Annotated in this window: 14 protein-coding genes; 9 read left to right on the top strand and 5 right to left on the bottom strand. The window is 60.8% G+C overall.

Annotation, left to right across the window (positions count from 1 at the left end):
- Nucleotides 1-96: 96 nt before the first annotated feature.
- The 3 genes from RN01_RS24605 to RN01_RS34735 all read left to right on the top strand — a co-directional run bounded on the left by RN01_RS24605 (nt 97) and on the right by RN01_RS34735 (nt 3,185).
- On the top strand, nt 97-771 hold the full coding sequence (locus RN01_RS24605; protein WP_008651349.1) for a heavy metal response regulator transcription factor: 675 nt from the start codon (nt 97-99) through the stop codon (nt 769-771).
- A complete protein-coding gene (locus tag RN01_RS24600) occupies nt 771-2,180 on the top strand; it encodes a heavy metal sensor histidine kinase (protein WP_017512503.1) in 1,410 nt (469 codons plus the stop codon). Before RN01_RS24605 ends, RN01_RS24600 begins: the two co-directional genes overlap by 1 nt.
- Nucleotides 2,181-2,948: 768 nt before the next feature.
- Nucleotides 2,949-3,185 (top strand): GDCCVxC domain-containing (seleno)protein, encoded by a 237-nt coding sequence (locus RN01_RS34735; RefSeq protein ID WP_080672850.1) that lies wholly within the window; start codon nt 2,949-2,951, stop codon nt 3,183-3,185.
- Between the two features lie 222 nt (nt 3,186-3,407).
- On the opposite strand, the gene RN01_RS24595 is transcribed toward RN01_RS34735, so the two are convergent.
- The 3 genes from RN01_RS24595 to RN01_RS24585 form a co-directional block, all read right to left on the bottom strand.
- Entirely contained in the window at nt 3,408-3,935 is a 528-nt protein-coding gene (locus RN01_RS24595; RefSeq protein ID WP_024570276.1) for a transporter suffix domain-containing protein, read from the bottom strand.
- Between the two features lie 227 nt (nt 3,936-4,162).
- On the bottom strand, nt 4,163-5,161 hold the full coding sequence (locus tag RN01_RS24590; protein ID WP_011516486.1) for a tripartite tricarboxylate transporter substrate binding protein: 999 nt from the start codon (nt 5,159-5,161) through the stop codon (nt 4,163-4,165).
- 34 nt (nt 5,162-5,195) lie between these two features.
- Nucleotides 5,196-6,407 (bottom strand): CaiB/BaiF CoA-transferase family protein, encoded by a 1,212-nt coding sequence (locus RN01_RS24585; protein ID WP_024570275.1) that lies wholly within the window; start codon nt 6,405-6,407, stop codon nt 5,196-5,198.
- Nucleotides 6,408-6,543: 136 nt separating this feature from the next.
- Here RN01_RS24585 and RN01_RS24580 point away from each other — a divergent pair, with 136 nt between their 5' ends.
- From RN01_RS24580 to RN01_RS24555, 5 genes are all read left to right on the top strand, one after another.
- A complete protein-coding gene (locus tag RN01_RS24580) occupies nt 6,544-7,437 on the top strand; it encodes a LysR family transcriptional regulator (protein ID WP_017515557.1) in 894 nt (297 codons plus the stop codon).
- Between the two features lie 538 nt (nt 7,438-7,975).
- A complete protein-coding gene (locus RN01_RS24575) occupies nt 7,976-8,380 on the top strand; it encodes a hypothetical protein (RefSeq protein ID WP_017515558.1) in 405 nt (134 codons plus the stop codon).
- A gap of 491 nt (nt 8,381-8,871) precedes the next feature.
- A complete protein-coding gene (locus tag RN01_RS24570) occupies nt 8,872-9,837 on the top strand; it encodes a hypothetical protein (protein WP_024570274.1) in 966 nt (321 codons plus the stop codon).
- 327 nt (nt 9,838-10,164) lie between these two features.
- Nucleotides 10,165-11,049 (top strand): transporter, encoded by an 885-nt coding sequence (locus RN01_RS24565; RefSeq protein WP_223277327.1) that lies wholly within the window; start codon nt 10,165-10,167, stop codon nt 11,047-11,049.
- 719 nt (nt 11,050-11,768) lie between these two features.
- A complete protein-coding gene (locus tag RN01_RS24555) occupies nt 11,769-13,433 on the top strand; it encodes an ABC-F family ATP-binding cassette domain-containing protein (protein ID WP_024570272.1) in 1,665 nt (554 codons plus the stop codon).
- Nucleotides 13,434-13,723: 290 nt separating this feature from the next.
- Here the strand turns inward: RN01_RS24555 and RN01_RS24550 are convergent, their stop codons facing one another.
- Nucleotides 13,724-14,632: an alpha/beta fold hydrolase gene (locus tag RN01_RS24550; RefSeq protein WP_024570271.1), complete on the bottom strand. Its 909-nt coding sequence runs from the start codon at nt 14,630-14,632 to the stop codon at nt 13,724-13,726.
- Between the two features lie 283 nt (nt 14,633-14,915).
- Between RN01_RS24550 and RN01_RS24545 the strand changes: the two genes are divergently transcribed.
- On the top strand, nt 14,916-15,572 hold the full coding sequence (locus RN01_RS24545; protein WP_017514328.1) for a hypothetical protein: 657 nt from the start codon (nt 14,916-14,918) through the stop codon (nt 15,570-15,572).
- Between the two features lie 45 nt (nt 15,573-15,617).
- Here the strand turns inward: RN01_RS24545 and RN01_RS24540 are convergent, their stop codons facing one another.
- Entirely contained in the window at nt 15,618-17,210 is a 1,593-nt protein-coding gene (locus RN01_RS24540; RefSeq protein WP_017514329.1) for a TerC family protein, read from the bottom strand.
- Between the last annotated feature and the right edge of the window lie 29 nt (nt 17,211-17,239).

Raw genomic sequence — 17,239 nt, 5'->3', positions numbered from 1 at the left:
AAACGATTACAGTCTTGTCATCCAATAGGCGAACCTGCGCCGTTATCATCGGCAGCATCGTTTGAACTGCGGCCCCGTGCAGTTGAGGATGAGAACATGAAGATCTTGGTAATCGAAGATGAACCTAAGACTGGCGAGTACCTCCGGAAGGGCCTCACCGAGTCATCCTTCGTCGTCGATCTTGCGTCGACTGGACGGGATGGCCTGCACCACGCAATCGACGGGGACTACGACCTGGTCATCCTTGATGTCATGCTGCCTGGCATGAACGGATGGGAGGTGCTCAAGGAACTCCGGGAACACAAAGATACGCCCGTGCTCTTCCTGACCGCACGCGATGAAGTCGAGGACAGAGTGAAAGGGCTCGAGCTTGGCGGCGATGACTACCTCGCAAAACCCTTTGCTTTCGTAGAATTGCTAGCGCGTGCCCGGACGCTGCTGCGGCGCGGACCAGCGCGCGAGGCTGAGCGCATCGAAATCGAGGACTTGGAAATCGACCTTTTGCGTCACCGAGTCTCCCGAGGAGGAATACGCATCGACTTATCGCCCAGGGAGTTCGCATTGCTCCACTTCCTCGCGCGACGACACGGCGAAGTCCTTAGTCGCACGCAAATCGCCTCACACGTTTGGGATATGAACTTCGACAGCGACACGAACGTCGTGGACGTGGCGATTCGACGCCTTCGAGCGAAGATGGATGACACTTACGCTCCCAAACTTATCCATAGCGTCCGCGGCATCGGCTACGTCCTTGAGAACCGACAGTCTTGATGCGTAAAAGGTCGCTTACCGCTCGGCTCGCACTTGCATTTGCCCTGATCGCCGGACTAACTTTTTCCGGCGTGGGAATCTATCTGTATGGTTCCCTCGCAAGCCAAATCATCGATCGCGACGACGCTGAACTTCTCCGCAAAGCCGCGCGAGCCCAACAGGAACTAGCTGAGCTTCGAAGCTCCCCCACCGAAAACCGATGGGAGGAGGTACTTGGCGTGGTGAAAGGAAACGAGGAGTTCGGCATCCGCATATTGGATGCGCGCGGCGTGCAGTTGGCGGCGGCCGGTGCAAGGTATGGGATAAAGCCGATTGCTGGCGGCGCTTACGCCAAAGTGCGGGACGCGGCCGGGTCAATTCAGGCCTGGAGCACACCGAGCGACATGCCGGTACGCATGACCACTATCAAGGCTAGCGTCAGCGGTGAGGCATCACCTGTAGTGGTGGAACTGTATCAGGTCGCTAGCAGTCGTGTTTCCCTCCTGCGAGACTATCGCTGGAAACTATTTATCGCAGTCCTCTTGGGCACAGTCGGTGCAGGCGGGCTGGGATACGCGGCGCTTCGGGCTGGCATGGCGCCATTGCGAAGTATCGCAGCCGGCACGGCCTCAGTGACCTTTACAAGTGGAGCGCTACCCGTTGATCCATCCAGGCTGCCTGCGGAATTAGATGATTTGGCGCGCGCCCTGCAGAGAATGATCGACCGTCTCCGCGAACGGTACGATAGGCTTTCGCAGTTTTCAGCGGACCTTGCCCACGACTTCCGTACGCCAATTACCAATCTGCTCGGACAGACCCAAGTCGCACTGAGCAGCGACCGATCTATTGAAGAGTACCAATCGCTGCTGGTCTCGAATGTTGAAGAGTATGAGCGCCTTTCTCGAATGATTGAGAACATGCTCTTCCTGGCAAGAGCCGACAATGCACGGGTAGCCATTCGCGCTACGGAGCTCGACCTTCGCGAGGAACTGCATCGACAGGCAGACTACTTTGAATCATTGGCGGAAGCACGGCAAATAACCATCCAGGTGAATGCGCAAGGGAAGGTTTTCGCAGACCCAACGCTCTTCCGACGCGCGTTAAGTAACTTGCTCTCAAACGCAATCCGCTATGCCAATGAGGGCACCAGAGTAACCGTTCACGGTCGACACACTGGAGGTGTCGCTCAAGTTAAGGTGGAAAACGTCGGACCAGGCATTGCCCCGGAGCATCTATCCCTCCTCTTCGACCGCTTTTTTCGCGCAGACCCCGCGCGCGCCAACTCTGGTGAATCATCGGGAATTGGGCTTGCAATCGTCAAAACCATCATGGACCTTCACCACGGAGCGGTTTCTGTTCGCTCCGTACTGAATGCCACTACGTCCTTCCAACTGGAATTTCCTGACAATAGGACAATCCCGCATACCTAGTGGGCAACATCGTCGCTATCCGTGTAGAAAGCGGCTCCGCTTTCGAATCATCAATACTACTTTCCTTCTCACGATTCTTGATCGCTCTGTCATAAACAGGAGGCGATTATATTTCCATGGAAATGGCCACCTTAACGGCTATCTGTAATTTTCAATCATATTTATCGCATATCTACATTTCAATAACGTAATTGTTTAGCCATCAATCGGTAGCGGACAAGGGCCTAGACTTTTCTCCACGCAGGGGCTTTCTACTGCGCAACTCAAAGGAGAGCATAATGAATACACCCCGTCGACTGATCCTCACCGCCTCGCTTATTGCCACCCTGGCCTCCATTGCGCCATTGGCATCCGCTGCCGATACGTCACCTCAAAACCATGGAACCACCATGGATCAAGTGCATCGCCCACGCGATGTCTTCACTGACGGCGCGAGAAACAGCGCTCGTGACCCCTATCTTGACGGTGCCCACCAAGCTGCAGAGCGATAGGTCGGCACGATAAGCGAATCCGCAAGCGACGAGCGCAACGCTGGCTCGCCGCAGATGGGTGCGCCCTCTCGCCCTCGCCTTTTCCTATATATCAACGTTAGCGTTAGCCCTGCACTAATACAGAAACTATTCACAATTACGTAAGCAGTGCGAACCCACTCCTGCTCGCGGCGAGACCTTGCCACGGTCGGCCGGTATCGGCCAGAAAGCGATGTTCGTCTTGGCGGTAGAATTGTTGACGATTCACAGCCGATTTTTGTGCATGGGAGCAATGAAAATGACGACAACCATGCTTGAGTCCGCGTTGACCTGCCCGCATTGCGGATACGTGTCGGTCGAAGTGATGCCGACTGACGCTTGCATCTATTTCTATGAATGCACGAGGTGCAAAGCCTTGCTTTCCCCGAAGTCTGGCGACTGTTGTGTCTTCTGTTCGTATGGCTCGGTCAAGTGCCCGCCCATTCAAGAAGGACGTGCTTGTTGCGCGGGTTCCGCTACTCCAGCCAAACGTTAAGGAACCTATCCCCTGCACCGGAGGGACTGAAATGCTTCGGGCATACATGCATAGGCCGCTTCATGTCGTGACTGACCCTTGCACCGTCACCCAACCTGCGACCTTCGTAGGCTTATTTTCGTCGCATGTTAGCTTCTACGCACCCTCGCGACCCTGACAGATTTCGACGACCAAATCCCGTCGTCACGCAGGACATTTTCGCCACGTCACCAATATTTCTGGTCACGCGCGAGACCCCGACCCGCCATCATCCAGCGTTCTCGTAGTACGGGTGAACAGCGCCCGAAACTTGTTCCAGAAATCGCCGCCGAGCACGAAGAAGCTTGCGACCAGCATCAGGTCGCCGACCAACTGTGCCTCCCACATCTTTGGCCGAAGCCCGGGCCAGATCGCATCCACGTAGGGTTCGAACATGGCCGAGGCCAGTGGCAGGCAGAACATCACGAGGCCGATGGCGTGACGTGTCGGCCCCACGGTGTCGCCAGGAGGGCTGAGGCGGCGCAACAGCAGAGCCTTCAGCCGCTCGAATCCCGGCTTGCCCATCACTGCGATGCTAGCCAGCAGCATGATCTTATTGACGACCACGATCCCGCCCGTCAGCGTCGCGATACCGGTGGCGGATACGCCCGCAAAGGCTGCGATTGGGACGAGGCCCCAAACCGCGTACGCGAGCACGAAGACACCAATGCCGGCGCGGAACCGCCAGGTGCCCGGAGCGTGGGCTTCAGCCGGTGTGTCGGGAATCGTCATGCGCAGCATCCTGGGTAAGGAGTCCGGCATCAGGCAATCGGGAAGCTTCTCCCGAGGTCATAAATAACGCCGAACTCGGACGAAACTCAGTGTAGCCGACGGTCAGCCAGGAGGGTTGGGCGGTTCGGCTGCGTCGGCGGATGGCCGTTCATGCTGCGGATTCAACCGGTCAATGCAACGGATTGGTGGAACCGTTCATAGAGGCTAACCACCACCGCTAGCGAGCGTCAGCTTGCACTGATGCCCTTGGCCTTGACGATGGCGCTCCAGCGGTCGTAGTCCTTGTTGAGGCGCGCCTGCATCTCCTTGCCGTCCTGGAACGATGCAATCGCCCCTGCGCTGACCAGCTTCTGCTGCAACTCCTTGTCCTTGCCGATGATGTCGCGCGTTTCGCTGGCGATCCGGTCGACGATGGGTTGCGGCGTGTCCAGTGGCGCGATCAGGCCACCCCAAGAGTCGAAGTCGAAGCCCGGGAAGCCTTGCTCCGACACGGTCTTCACGCCAGGCAACAGCACGCGGGCGTTGGGCGAGCTCAGCGCGATGGCCTTGAGCTTGCCGGCGCGGATATGAGGCAGGGCCGCCACGACGTCGGCGAACATGATGCCCACCTGGCCGCCGAGCAGGTCAGCCACGGCGGGCGCGCTACCACGGTAAGGCACGTGCAGCACATCGAAACCGCCTAGGTCCTTCAACTGCTCCATGGCCAGATGGCCGAAGCTGCCGGTGCCGGAGCTGGTGTAGCTCAACGGCGTCTTGCTTGCCTTGGCGAAGCGGATCAGATCAGGCAGCGTTTCGACATGGGGCACCACGGCCGGGTTGATGACGATGGCCATCGGCAGTACGTAGACCGTGGCCACGGACAGAAAGTCCTTCTTCACATCGTAGGCATTGGTCTTGTACATCAGCGGCGCCAGCAAGGCCGGCATGCCGAACATCGACAGGTTGTAGCCGTCGGCGGGGCTGCGGATAAAGCTGGCGGTGCCGATCGAGCCCGATGCGCCGGGCTTGTTTTCGATGATGACCTGCTGGCCGAGCCGTCCCGACAGCTTCTGCGCCACGATGCGCGCGGCGGTATCGGTGGGGCCACCGGCAGGGAATGCGACCACCATCTTGATGAACTTGTCGGGCCAGCCGGTCTTGGCCAGCACCGAGGGCATCACGGCGGCCATCGACGCGGCAGCGCCGGCCTTCAGTACCTGGCGGCGGCTGATTAGCAGCTTGGTCATTGTCTTGTCTCCTGTCGATCGAAAATTCGGGGTGTCAAATCACGCCTCTGGATTGCAGATCCGCGATGGCGCTGTCGTCGAGCTTTAGCAATTCCTTGAACACTTCATGTGTGTGCTCTCCCATGTGGGGCGGCGGCATGCGAACGGGCAGTCGCTGCCCATCGAGCGCATACGGCGGGGCGAGCACCGCCTGGGCACCGGCCTCGCTGTCCTCGAAGCGATGCAGCAGGCCAGCCTGCGCGGTGCGTTCCGATTGCAAGGCATCCAGCATGCCCAGCACCTCGCCGCACGGAATCTGCGCGGCCGTCAGGCGTTGCAGCAGCTCGGCGCGCGTAAAGCGCTGCAGCCGCTCCCGTACCTCCGCGAGGAGTACATCGCGATGGGCCGAGCGCGCCGTGTTGGTGGCAAAGCGTTCGTCATCGGCCCATTCGGGGCAGTCGATGACCTCGCGGCAGAAGCGCTGGAACTGTCCGTTGTTGCCGACCGTGATCACCAGCGGGCCATCGGCGGCCTCGAACACGCCGTACGGCACGATGGACGGATGCGCATTGCCGAACTTGGGTGGATCGCCGGCCTTGAGCAAGGCTTCCATGCCGTAGTAGGACGTGATCATCACGCCGCAGTCGTAGAGCGCCATCTGCACGTGTCGGCCACGGCCGGTGGACTGGCGCGCAAACAGCGCAGCCAGGATCGCCTGGGCCGAATACATGCCCGTGAACATGTCGACCGCTGCCACGCCGAACTTCAGCGGCCCCTGCCCGGCCTCGCCGTTGGTAGCCATCACGCCGGACTCGCCCTGCACGACGAGGTCGTAGCCCGGACGTTCCGCTTCCGGCGTAAAACGCGCATAACCGGAAATCGAGCAGTAGACCAGGCGCGGATTGATTTCGCTGAGCTGCTCGTAACCCAGGCCGAGCTTCTCCGCTCCGCCCACCTTGAAGTTCTGGATGACCACGTCGCACTGCGCGGCCAGTTGGCGTGCCAGCGCCAGACCGGCCTCGCTTTGCAGATCGAGTGTCACGGACCGCTTGTTGCGGTTCGCGCTATTGAAATAGGAGGTATTGCGCGTGCCGATGCGCACGCCCCAGTCTCGGGTGTCGTCGCCACGGGCGGGATGTTCCACCTTGATGACGTCCGCGCCCAGGTCGGCCAGCGCCATCGCGCACATCGGTCCTGCCAGCACACGCGACAGGTCCAGCACCCGCACACCGGCCAGCGGCAGCGATGCCATATTTTCTTGCTTCATTGATTGCGTCTCCCCGCGTCCGGATCTGTGCCTGCAGGGAGGTCCGGTTTTCTTTACCAGCGGTGATTGTCCATATGTTCCGAATGCTTGACAATTGCAACCGGTTTTCAACATATATGAATACTCAAGGTTGACAATGGACCTGAACGCGCTGGCATTGCTGGTCGAAATCATCGACGCCGGAAACCTGAGCCGAGCTGCAAACCAGCTCGGCATGAGCCGCGCCAATGTGAGCAAGCGGCTCAACCATTTCGAGCGGCAGTTGGGCGCCGAACTGCTGAGGCGCAGCACCCGGCAGCTCGAACCCACGGAACTGGGATGGCAGCTCTACGAACATGGCCGCGCGATCCGCCACGAGTTGATGGCGGCCCAGGAGTCGGTGCAGAGCCTGGGCAAGCGCCTGAGCGGCACGGTGCGGCTCAGCGTGCCAAGCGGATTCGGCCAGCACACCATGTCGGCCTGGTTTATCGAATTCATGACGATGTACCCGGCCATCACGCTCAATGTGATTTTCGATAACGACATCGAGGACCTGATCAAGGGCGCGGTGGACTTCTCCATCCGTGTCATGGCGGAAACGCCCGCCAATGCCGTGGCCCATAGCCTGGGCGATGTCGAGTACGTGGCCTGCGCCACGCCGGAGCTGGTAAGCCAATACGGCATGCCGCACACCCTCGACCAGTTTCGAGACCTGCCGCTGATCACGTCGGAACTGACCGGCCAGAAACTTCACGCGGCGGGCTGGGCCGGCGCGGCCGGCGGGACACGGCCTATCCGACCCCGTCTTATGTCGGCCAATTTCTTCTTCCTGCGCGACGCCATCCTTCAGGGCCTGGGCGTCGGCCTGGTGCCCCGCTACATGGTGGAGCGCGACCTGGCGGCCGGCACCTTGTTGCAGTTGCCCCTGCCTCCGCAGGACCTGGCGTTCCTGCGCACCACCATGTACCTGCTGTACATGCCGGCCCGCTACCAGACGCGTGCGTTTACGACTCTTGTCGCCTTCCTGCGCGACAAGGCTGCAGGCCGATGAGCCGAATTATTCACATGAGTGGGAGGGGTGGAACCCGCTACGTTGAGCACGGCACAACTGCCTGCCTTCGTGGAGACGGAAATGCGCACGTGATCCGCGGTGATCAAGCAGTCGAACGCCTGGGTGGATTGATTGCGCGGAAGATATCGTCGCTGACTAACTCGCCAGGCCGGGCCACAGCGCGTGTTCCTCTCTGACCACGATGACACCGACCCACCCCTGGCCGAGCATCGACGAGACATTGGAATTGGCAGTGCCATAGTGGGAGGTCGGACCCACCGCCAGCATGCCGCAGGCACGATGACCAGTATTCGCCGAGATGCGGCCGTTCGCTCCCCACGATTGAACGGCTGAGAAGGGTCGTCTTCCGCCCAACGCGGACCGGTCCAGGAGGAACGCTCGGTTGTGCTCGGCGTCCGGCCGCGCCCGGCCAGAAGCGGCCCGTCGACACGCGCTTCCTAGATCGTCGACAATCTGTCCACGGGCATTGTTGTCCCGCCCGACATCTGCAATTGCCGGATTTTGGCAATTGCATCGAATGGTGATCAACGTAGTAGAACACTGGGCATTTTTAATGAGCCACAGAGACGATATCGATTCAGCGCGGGAGTTGTTTGCGACTTACGCGCAAGACTTCTGGGCGGTGCTGAAAGAGAAAGGCCATAAGCCAGCCAACAAGATATCTGACAAATCCCGAGCAATAATTGAGCACTGGCATAGACGGGGGGAGATAGATGCTCTTCTGCACCCGTTACTCTGGCATGGAGCTGAAGCCGTGCGCTTTGCGGCAGCAGGAGCTCTTCTCGAGCGCACCGAGTCAGTGGAGGCGATAGCAGTGCTTCGGGACGTCTCAAAGAATCCGAAGGGGTTCATAGCCGTCACGGCTCGAATAATGCTTGAGAAGCGAGGTATTGCTGTATCAGTAGATGGGAGTATCCACTAAGCTGTCGGCCTACGCTGTGGCGGGGGTTGCGTGTAGAGAGGGAGCGTTCGCCCGCGGACCTGCGCCTGGCGACGGACGGCGGTGGCCAGATCCGCTACTTGGCCCACCAGCCGCCTAGCCTTAATTTGGCCAGTGTGTCGCCAGAATGTGGTCTATCAAATGACCGTTCGCGGGAATCGCTACCGGCCGCTAAGGGTCGTCTTCCGCCGCCTGTGGCCAGGTTGGGCCGCCAAGGTGATCGGGCGCTTCTCGGCCAGAAGGCGACGCTCTGAGACGAGGCTTCTGAAGGCTGCTTCCGGCCCAGGAGCGGTCATACGGTATGGTCGGAAGCGGACGTCATCTGATGGGAGAGGCCGGCGAATCAATTGGACGTGTCCATAACAACGTGATCTCGTTGGCATCGTAGGCATTGAGCTCGCGACAGGCCGCTGAAGCGGAATCGGATAAAGTCGCACTGTGAATAACGATACTCAATTCTGAACAGGCTCGACATGGAACAATTCCAATGGATTCCCGGAAAGGGCGTCGATACGCTGGCTTTGCGCCGGCTTCGGTCGCAGTTCCGTAGGCCAGACCAGCCCATGGGAGAGGCATGGTTCATGGGGGAACAAAGGAGGATGTTCACTGAGCTGCTTGGCGACCTTGATAAGCTGACTGCCAGCGAACTTCAAGAGCCCCTCGTCGAAATCGCGAGCGGCACGAGCTCGTTCGGCCCGCAAGAGGAATGGCACAAGTGGTATCACTACCTTCTCGGAGAACTCCTTGCGAGAAGCCATGAAGCCTTCGTGTCCTATACGTTGGAATGCTTAATCACAGCGTTCATGGCCGTATATCCCAACGGCATATATCAGGAGCCTTACAAGGGGTTCCGTGATGACGCCCTCCTGACCCTCGGTCGTTGCATGATGGACAGCCAGTGTTGGGACGGCTCGGACATCTCGCTCGGGAACGTCCTGCACCGCTCCAACAACAATCCTAATCGTGTATGGGTGTGGTGGGACGCAAGCGGCGACTTTTCGGCATCGATGTTCTTTTGCCTGAAGTATTTGCCCGAGCCGTTGGTGGTTCCGTGGCTGCGCTCCGTGCTTGCCATACCATCACCGCACTGGCGCGCCCAAATCATTGCGTGGATGGTAGGCGCCAAGGACATCTTGAACGGCAGCGTGAAATGGCCGTCGCAGTTTCCCGAGAATGCGCGACCGTCCGTTGAATGGGATGGGTCGCATTGCCTGCGGCCCGAATTGTCGACTGCCGACGACAGCGGAGCGCCGCCCGCGTCCGCGCTCATCCCGGAAGGGTCACGTCTACAGGCTTTGAGCCTGTTCGAGTCATACTTCGACAATGGGGTGTATTTGAATTGGCTCACGTCCATCTCGACTGTGTCGTATTTGGAGACCGAGCTGGCCGAGATTCCTGCAACGTTTGAGACGCTCTACGTTCGTCCGGCGCGTCGATGAATTTTTTCCATTCCGCAATGCAGCGCGCGCCTCATGCATGAGTTCTCATTTGTGGGGTATCTCGCGAACTTCTGCTTCTAGCCGAAGCAGCCGCTCACCTCGATGCTGTCAGATGTCCCAGATGGGTCGAATACGGCCGGTAGCATCAGACTGGCCAATTGAACGTATCAATAATGCAGGCCGGGCATTCGATGGCGTTTGTGTGCATGGTGATCGCACGAGGCATGTGCTTCGCCGATCCAACGCGCCCCGTGTTAGTCTCATTGCACTTTGATCCGTGAGGCCGTCGGCATGGTCTGCCCTGGACGCACCCTGGTCACCTTGTGGATGTGGCTTGCCCTGTGGTGCTGCACAATGCCGGCCCACGCGCAAGAACTCGAGCCACGCAGCTATTCTGCCGCACCTATCGGGACAAACTTCCTCGCCGCTACCTATACCCGGCTCTCGGGGGACGTGCTCACTGACCCGTCGCTGCCCATCACCGATGTAAGCTCCAGAATCAACATCTTCGGGGCAGGCTATGTGCACGTGTTTGATCTGGCCGGGCGGACTGCCTCGATCGGCCTGCTTGCACCCTTCGCGAGTGGCGACGTCAGTGGCAACGTGCTCGACGCGCCGACCGCGGTCCATCGGGCGGGGATCGGCGATGCCCGCGTGCGCTTGGCCATCAATCTCCTTGGCGGCCCCGCGCTGACACCGGCCGAGTTCATGAAACGGGCGCCGGACACCATGCTCGGTGCGAGCCTCACAGTTGTAGCACCTACCGGCCAGTACGATGCCTCTCGGCTGGTCAACGTTGGGACCCATCGCTGGGCCTTCAAGCCGGAAATCGGCCTGTCTCAGCCGATCGGCAACTGGTTTAGCGAGTTGTCTGCCGGCGTGTGGCTGTTCGGCGACAACAACGCTTTTCTGGGCGACAAGCGGCGCGAGCAGTCGCCGCTCGGCGTGTTGCAGTGGCATGTCGGTTATCAGTTCCGGCCCGCCCTGTGGGTCGCGGCAGACGCCGGCTTCTATAGCGGCGGCCGCACGTCGATAAATGGCATCCCCAATGCAGATCGTCAGCAGAACTCACGCTATGGCGTCACGCTGTCAGTCCCGATCGTGCCTGGCTGGTCGGCCAAGCTGGCGGCATCGAAGGGCCTCATCACCCGGGCGGCAGGTGACTACACGGCAATCACGCTGACGCTCCAATACCAGTGGATCAACCACTGAAGCATCAAACCGGCGAGGAACAGGTCTGTCAGAGACGGCGGCAGCTTCGCCGTGAGCATCTGACCGAGACCGACCAGACTCAGCCATTGCTTTCAGGTCGGTGAGCGCCTGATGTGCAGTCATGAACTGGCGCTGACTCGGGCTGCGGGCATTGAAATCATGGAAGGTATAGCATTTGTTCGATAGAGGAGATTTCGATGCGGAAAACATATGAGCTATGGACCTCCAGAAGTCCCCAAGGAGGGGTAGAGTTTGCCCTTCTCGAACATGGAAAATTTGCTTCCGAGAAGTCAGACTTTGAGGGTGTGCCGGAGTTGCTGACTTCATTCGAGGCAGACAGCTACGAGGAGGCTGCACAAAAACGTAACGACTTTCTCGGTTGGGGCAGATACCACCCGATGCCAGATTAGGGCGCGAGTCCGCGATACTGCCGCTTGAGTGCCAGAGCTTTCGCGAACAGGCATCCAGGATCAATCGTCGGCTGCCGGCCAACCACCAGCCACCCCGGCTGGCTGGGTCGAGCGCCGCAGAAGGGTCGGCAGTTGCATCTGGCACCAACGAGCGCTGGCCTGGGCGGGCCAAGGGCTGAGGCCGGCCAGCACCGTCATTTGCCGCAATGTTCGCGTGCCCCGCCGCCGGAACGCCCAGCGCGGCCAGAAAAGCGGCAGCCCTGCACGCCCAGTCGGCTATCATGCCATTCCTCTCCGAAGTAGCTCCCTATGATTTCCGTCCGTAATGTCACGCTGCGTCGTGGCGTCAATGTCGTACTTGACCGCGCATCCGTCACCTTCAACCCCGGCGAAAAGATCGGTCTTGTCGGCCGCAATGGCGCCGGCAAGTCATCCTTCTTCGGCCTTCTCAACGGCACGCTGCACGAAGACAGCGGCGAGTTCTCGATTCCCGCTGCATGGAAGATGGGCCAGGTCGCGCAGGAGATGCCGGAAACCGAGCAAAGCGCGACCGACTTCGTAGTCGAGGGTGACACCGCGCTGTTGGCCGCGCAGACCGAAGTCGCCGCCGCCGAGGCCAGCGACGACGGCATGCGCATGGCACACGCCTACATGGCCCTGCACGACGCCGGTGCGCACGATGCCCCTGCCCGTGCCCAAGCGCTGATCCTGGGCCTTGGCTTCAGCGCCGCGCAGCTTAGTCAGCCGGTCAACAGTTTCTCAGGCGGCTGGCGCATGCGTCTGCAACTGGCGCGCGCGCTCATGTGCCCGTCCGACCTGCTGCTGCTCGACGAGCCAACGAATCACCTTGACCTCGACGCGCTGGTCTGGCTGGAAGCCTGGCTCAAGCGCTATCAAGGAACCCTCGTAGTGATCAGCCACGACCGCGAGTTTCTCGATGCGGTGACGCAGGTGACGGTGCACGTCGACAACGCCCAACTCGTGCGCTATGGCGGCAACTACAGCAAATTTGAAGACATGCGAGCTGAACAGCTCGTATTGCAGCAGGCCGCGATGGCCAAGCAGGCGGACAAGATCGCCCACCTGCAGAAATTCATCGACCGTTTCAAGGCCAAGGCCTCGAAGGCGAAGCAGGCGCAGAGCCGTGTCAAGGCGCTCGAACGCATGGAGAAGATCGCACCGGTGCTTGCCGACGCAGAGTTCAACTTCGAGTTCAAGGAGCCGCTCAACGTCCCGAACCCGCTGCTGTCGATGCTGGACACGAGCTTCGGCTACCCGGCGCCAGCCGGCGCACTGCCGGGCACGCCGCCCACGGTCATCGTACGAGGCATCAACCGTTCCGTGCTGGCCGGGCAGCGCATCGGCATTCTCGGTGCCAACGGCCAGGGCAAGTCCACGCTGGTGAAGACGGTGGCGCATGCGCTGGCGCCGATCGCTGGCGAAATCAGCGAAGGCAAAGGCCTGAATATCGGCTACTTCGCGCAGCAGGAACTCGACGTGCTGCGCCCGCTCGACACGCCGATGGAACACATGATCCGCCTTGCAAAGGGCACGCCGGCTCACATGCGCGCCCCCGGCCAGAGTGGAACCGAACAATCCCTTCGCACCTTCCTTGGCACCTTCAATTTCAGTGGCGACATGGTCCATCAGGCGGTCAGCACGATGAGCGGCGGCGAAAAGGCGCGGCTCGTGTTGTGCATGATCGTGTGGCAGCGCCCGAACCTGCTGCTGCTCGACGAGCCTACCAACCACCTCGACTTGGCCACACGCGAAGCGCTCGGCATGGCGCTCAACGAATTCGAAGGCACTGTGATGTTGGTCAGTCACGACCGCGCTCTGCTGCGCGCCGTTTGTGACGAGTTCTGGCTGGTCACCAAGGGCGGCGTCGAGCCCTTCGACGGCGATCTGGACGATTACCAGCAGTTCTTGCGCGACGAAGCCCGTCGTATACGCGAGCAGGCTGCCGCAGCGTAGAGGCACATCGGCTGAAGTGGGCCAATGGGAGCGCGTGCCCTTCACAGTATTCGGCGCAAAGGGAACCATTGAGCGCCCCGAGACTGATTCGAACTCGGACGTCGAGATCAATCACGGGGTTCGCTGTTCGAATCCAATAGGGAACGTCTGCGGGGCGCAGTGATTGAGCGACGGCAGTGGGGTTGGAGGTTGCCATTGCCGCCGCCTGACTCGAACGCGGAGAGCGCCGCCGTTCACCCGCCCCACCTCTATTGCAATTCAGCTACATCAGGACGCCAGCGATCTTCAGGCTATTGCCCGAGGAAATCGACGATCGCGCCGACTGTAGCCTGTGGTTGTTCTTCCATCAGCCAATGCCCGGCATTCGGAATGACCAGTTCTTTCACGTTGGTGGCGGCATTGCGCATGACGATCGCTTCGTTCTGGCCGAAGGACTTCTCGCCGCCAATCGCCAGGACCGGCATGGTCAGCTTGGTCGCCAGCGATTTCTGGTTGTCCTCGGCGTCTTGCGGAATTGAGAGGAATTGCGCGAACGCTGAATGCATCGCGCCCGGCTTGGCATAGAGCCGGGCATAGTGAACCCGTGTGGCTTCGTCGATCTTCGAGGGGTCTCCGGCGAACTCGTTCCAGAACCTGTCCAGGTAGATGCGCTCCCGGCCCTTCACCAACCGCTCCGCATCCGGGCCGCCGAAAGAGAAATGCCAGAGCGCTGGCATCCGGACGATCTGTTCCCACGGCGGAATTCCCGGCACTGGCGCGTCCATGACGATCAGCCTTTTCGTCTTGTCCGGGTAGCGCGCCGCATAGGCATAGGCGACCATCGTGCCGATGTCGTGGCCGACCACGTCCGCCTGGTCGATGTTCAGTTGCGCCAGCACCGACCGGATGTCCCCAGCCTGCGTGCGCTTGTCGTAGCCGCCGTCAGGATGCGACGACAGCCCCATTCCGCGCAGGTCTGGCACCACCACCGTATGGGTGCGTGCCAGTTCGGCGGCCAGTGGCGCCCACATGTCCCCCGTATCGCCAAAACCGTGCAGCAGAACCACGGCAGGTCCACTGCCACCCACCCGCACATACAGCGTCGCGCCCTCGGTCTGGATATTCTGGTGCCGGAAACCTGGCGGAAATGGCTTCACCTGTGCTTGCAACGGCTGGACCATGGCAAGCATGAATACGACGGCTGCAAGGAGTCTTCGCATGTTGTTCTCCGGGGGCGGGAGTGGCCGGTGTTGGAAAGTCACGGTTATCGGATCGCCTGTATGGCTGCGCTTCGCACGAGCCCCCTGAAGCGTAGTGCAAGTCGCGCACAACGCAAGGCGCTGCCGCGCCTGATGTTGGATGTCGATGCACGAACCAATCGGCTTCACGCCTGCCTGCTGACGCCCTGCTCCCTGGAGAACCGGCGAGCACTGCTGATACCATGACGACCCGAAGACGCCGACACGTCAGAAGCGTCAAAAGAACAACGCCAATTCCTGTCAGATGCACCTACTTCGATCTGCCGCGCTGGCCACCGCCCTGCTCTCCCTGATGGCCTGCACGACCCGGCCCTTCCAACCGTCGCCGCCCCTGTACACCCTGTGGGCCAAGCCGGGGGTGAACGAAGCCGGCGTGCGCAGCGCCATGCTCGGCTGCGGATTCGTTCATGCAGGCTATGTCGACGGCACCACGATGACTAGCGACGACTATGCGCGCGCGCAGCTTTGCATGATCGACAATGGGTTCGTCTATCAAGACAGGCGCATCGTCTGCACGGACAATCCAGATCTGCCGGCCTGCGCCAATGTGCCGCGTGGCAAAACCTTCGGTACCGACCCGGACTTCGACCCCACGCTGCTCAAACGCCGCCCATCCCGCCCACCCGCATATACGTACTGGAGCCGCCCCGGTACCGATACCGAAGGCGTCAAGCGCGCCATGGCGGCGTGCGGCTACTCAACGGTTATCGAGCCCGTCAACACAATGCTGCTGAACGATATCGCGGCCGCCGAGCTTTGCATGATCGACAAGCAGTTCACCTATGCGCTTCCGGCCAACGCCCTGCTTTGCAAGAACCCGCCGGCGCTGCCTGCCTGCAGGAATCGCGTCATTGATGCCGTGCGCTGCTGCGCGCCACCGAAAGCCGCAGGGCAACGCTGAACTCAGGGCGCCAACCGTGCCGCCGGCGGTATCCGGCAGGTGCGCTCAGGCACCCGAGCCAATCGGCGCGCCCTCGGCATCGGCGGTAGCCCTTCCCACGGCCTGAACGTCGACGCGCTCGATCCGGCGATCGCTCACCTCCGTGACTGTGAAACGATAGCCCTCCAGATCGAGCGTCATCCGTGGTTTGGGCACCATGCCGAAGTGTTCGAGCAGCAAGCCACCCAGCGATGCGGCGCCTTTCGCCGAACTCACCCAGGCGGGGTCCAGGCCGAGTGCCTGCGCCACGCCGTGCAGATCCGCTGCGCCATCCATGAGCCAGTGCCCTTCGTCGATCTTCGTGATCGTGGCGGTCTCGTCCTCGTCGGGAAACTCTCCCGCAATGGCTTCGAGGATGTCGATCGGTGTCACCAGCCCAACGATCGCGCCATACTCATCCGCCACCAGCACCAGACGGCCGCGCGAATGCGAGTCCTTCAGGGTATCGATCAAACGCAGGATATTGATCGACTCGTGGACCACGATCGGCCCGCGCAGGCTCCGTGCCTCGTCGATGGCGCCCTTGTCGAACAGGTCTCCGAGCGCATCCTTGCCGCGCACGACGCCAATCACGTTGTCCAGTTCGCCGCGGCATACCGGGAAGAAACTGTGCGGGTCATCAAGAATCTGTTTGCGCAGCGTTCCGCCATCGGCGTTCACGTCCAGATATGAGATATCGGCGCGCGGCGTCATCAGGGAGTGGACGGACCGTTCGGCCAGGGTCATCACGCCACTCACCATGCTGCGCTCTTCCGGCGCGAACGGTAGCGGTTCATCCCGCTTCACGGCCCCGCCTTCTGGCGTCTCCGACGCATTGGCGCGCCGGTCGCCGAGCAAGCGCAACACGGCATCGGCTGTTCTCTGCCGCATCGGCACCCGCGCCATATGACGCAGAAAGTTGCGCTGCGCGACCTGGTTGAATGCCTCGATCAGCACCGAGAATCCGATCGCCGAATATAGGTAGCCCTTCGGAATATGGAAGCCGAGCCCTTCCGCCACCAGGCTCATGCCGATCATCAGCAAGAAGCTGAGACACAGCACCACCACCGTCGGGTGCGCATTCACGAATCGGGTCAGCGGCTTGGAGGCAATCAGCATGACGCCGATCGCGATCACAACGGCGGCCATCATCACGCCGAGATGGTCGGCCACCCCCACCGCAGTGATCACTGCGTCCAGCGAGAACACCGCGTCGAGAATCACGATCTGGGTCACTACCACCCAGAAGCCGGCGTACTCGGTCTTGCCCCCCTCCATATGTGGCATGCCCTCCAGCCGCTCATGAAGTTCGAGCGTGGCCTTGAGCAACAGGAAGAAGCCGCCCACCGCCAGGATCAGGTCCCGGGCCGACATCGAGAGCGGCCCAATGGAGAACAGCGGCCGGGTGAGCGTGATGAGCCACGACATCACCGACAGCAAGCCGAGCCGCATGAACATCGCCAACGACAAACCAACCACCCGCGCCTTGTCGCGCTGGCTCGGCGGCAGTTTGTCCGCGAGAATCGCCACGAAGATAAGGTTGTCGATGCCGAGGACGATCTCGAGCACGACCAGCGTGACCAGTCCGATCCAGATCGAGGGGTCGGTCAACCATTCCATGACAGGATTTCACGTGGGGAAACGTGCAC

The sequence above is a fragment of the Cupriavidus sp. SHE genome, assembly GCF_000812445.1.
Lineage (GTDB): Bacteria > Pseudomonadota > Gammaproteobacteria > Burkholderiales > Burkholderiaceae > Cupriavidus > Cupriavidus metallidurans.
This window is presented reverse-complemented; position numbering and strand designations above follow the sequence as displayed.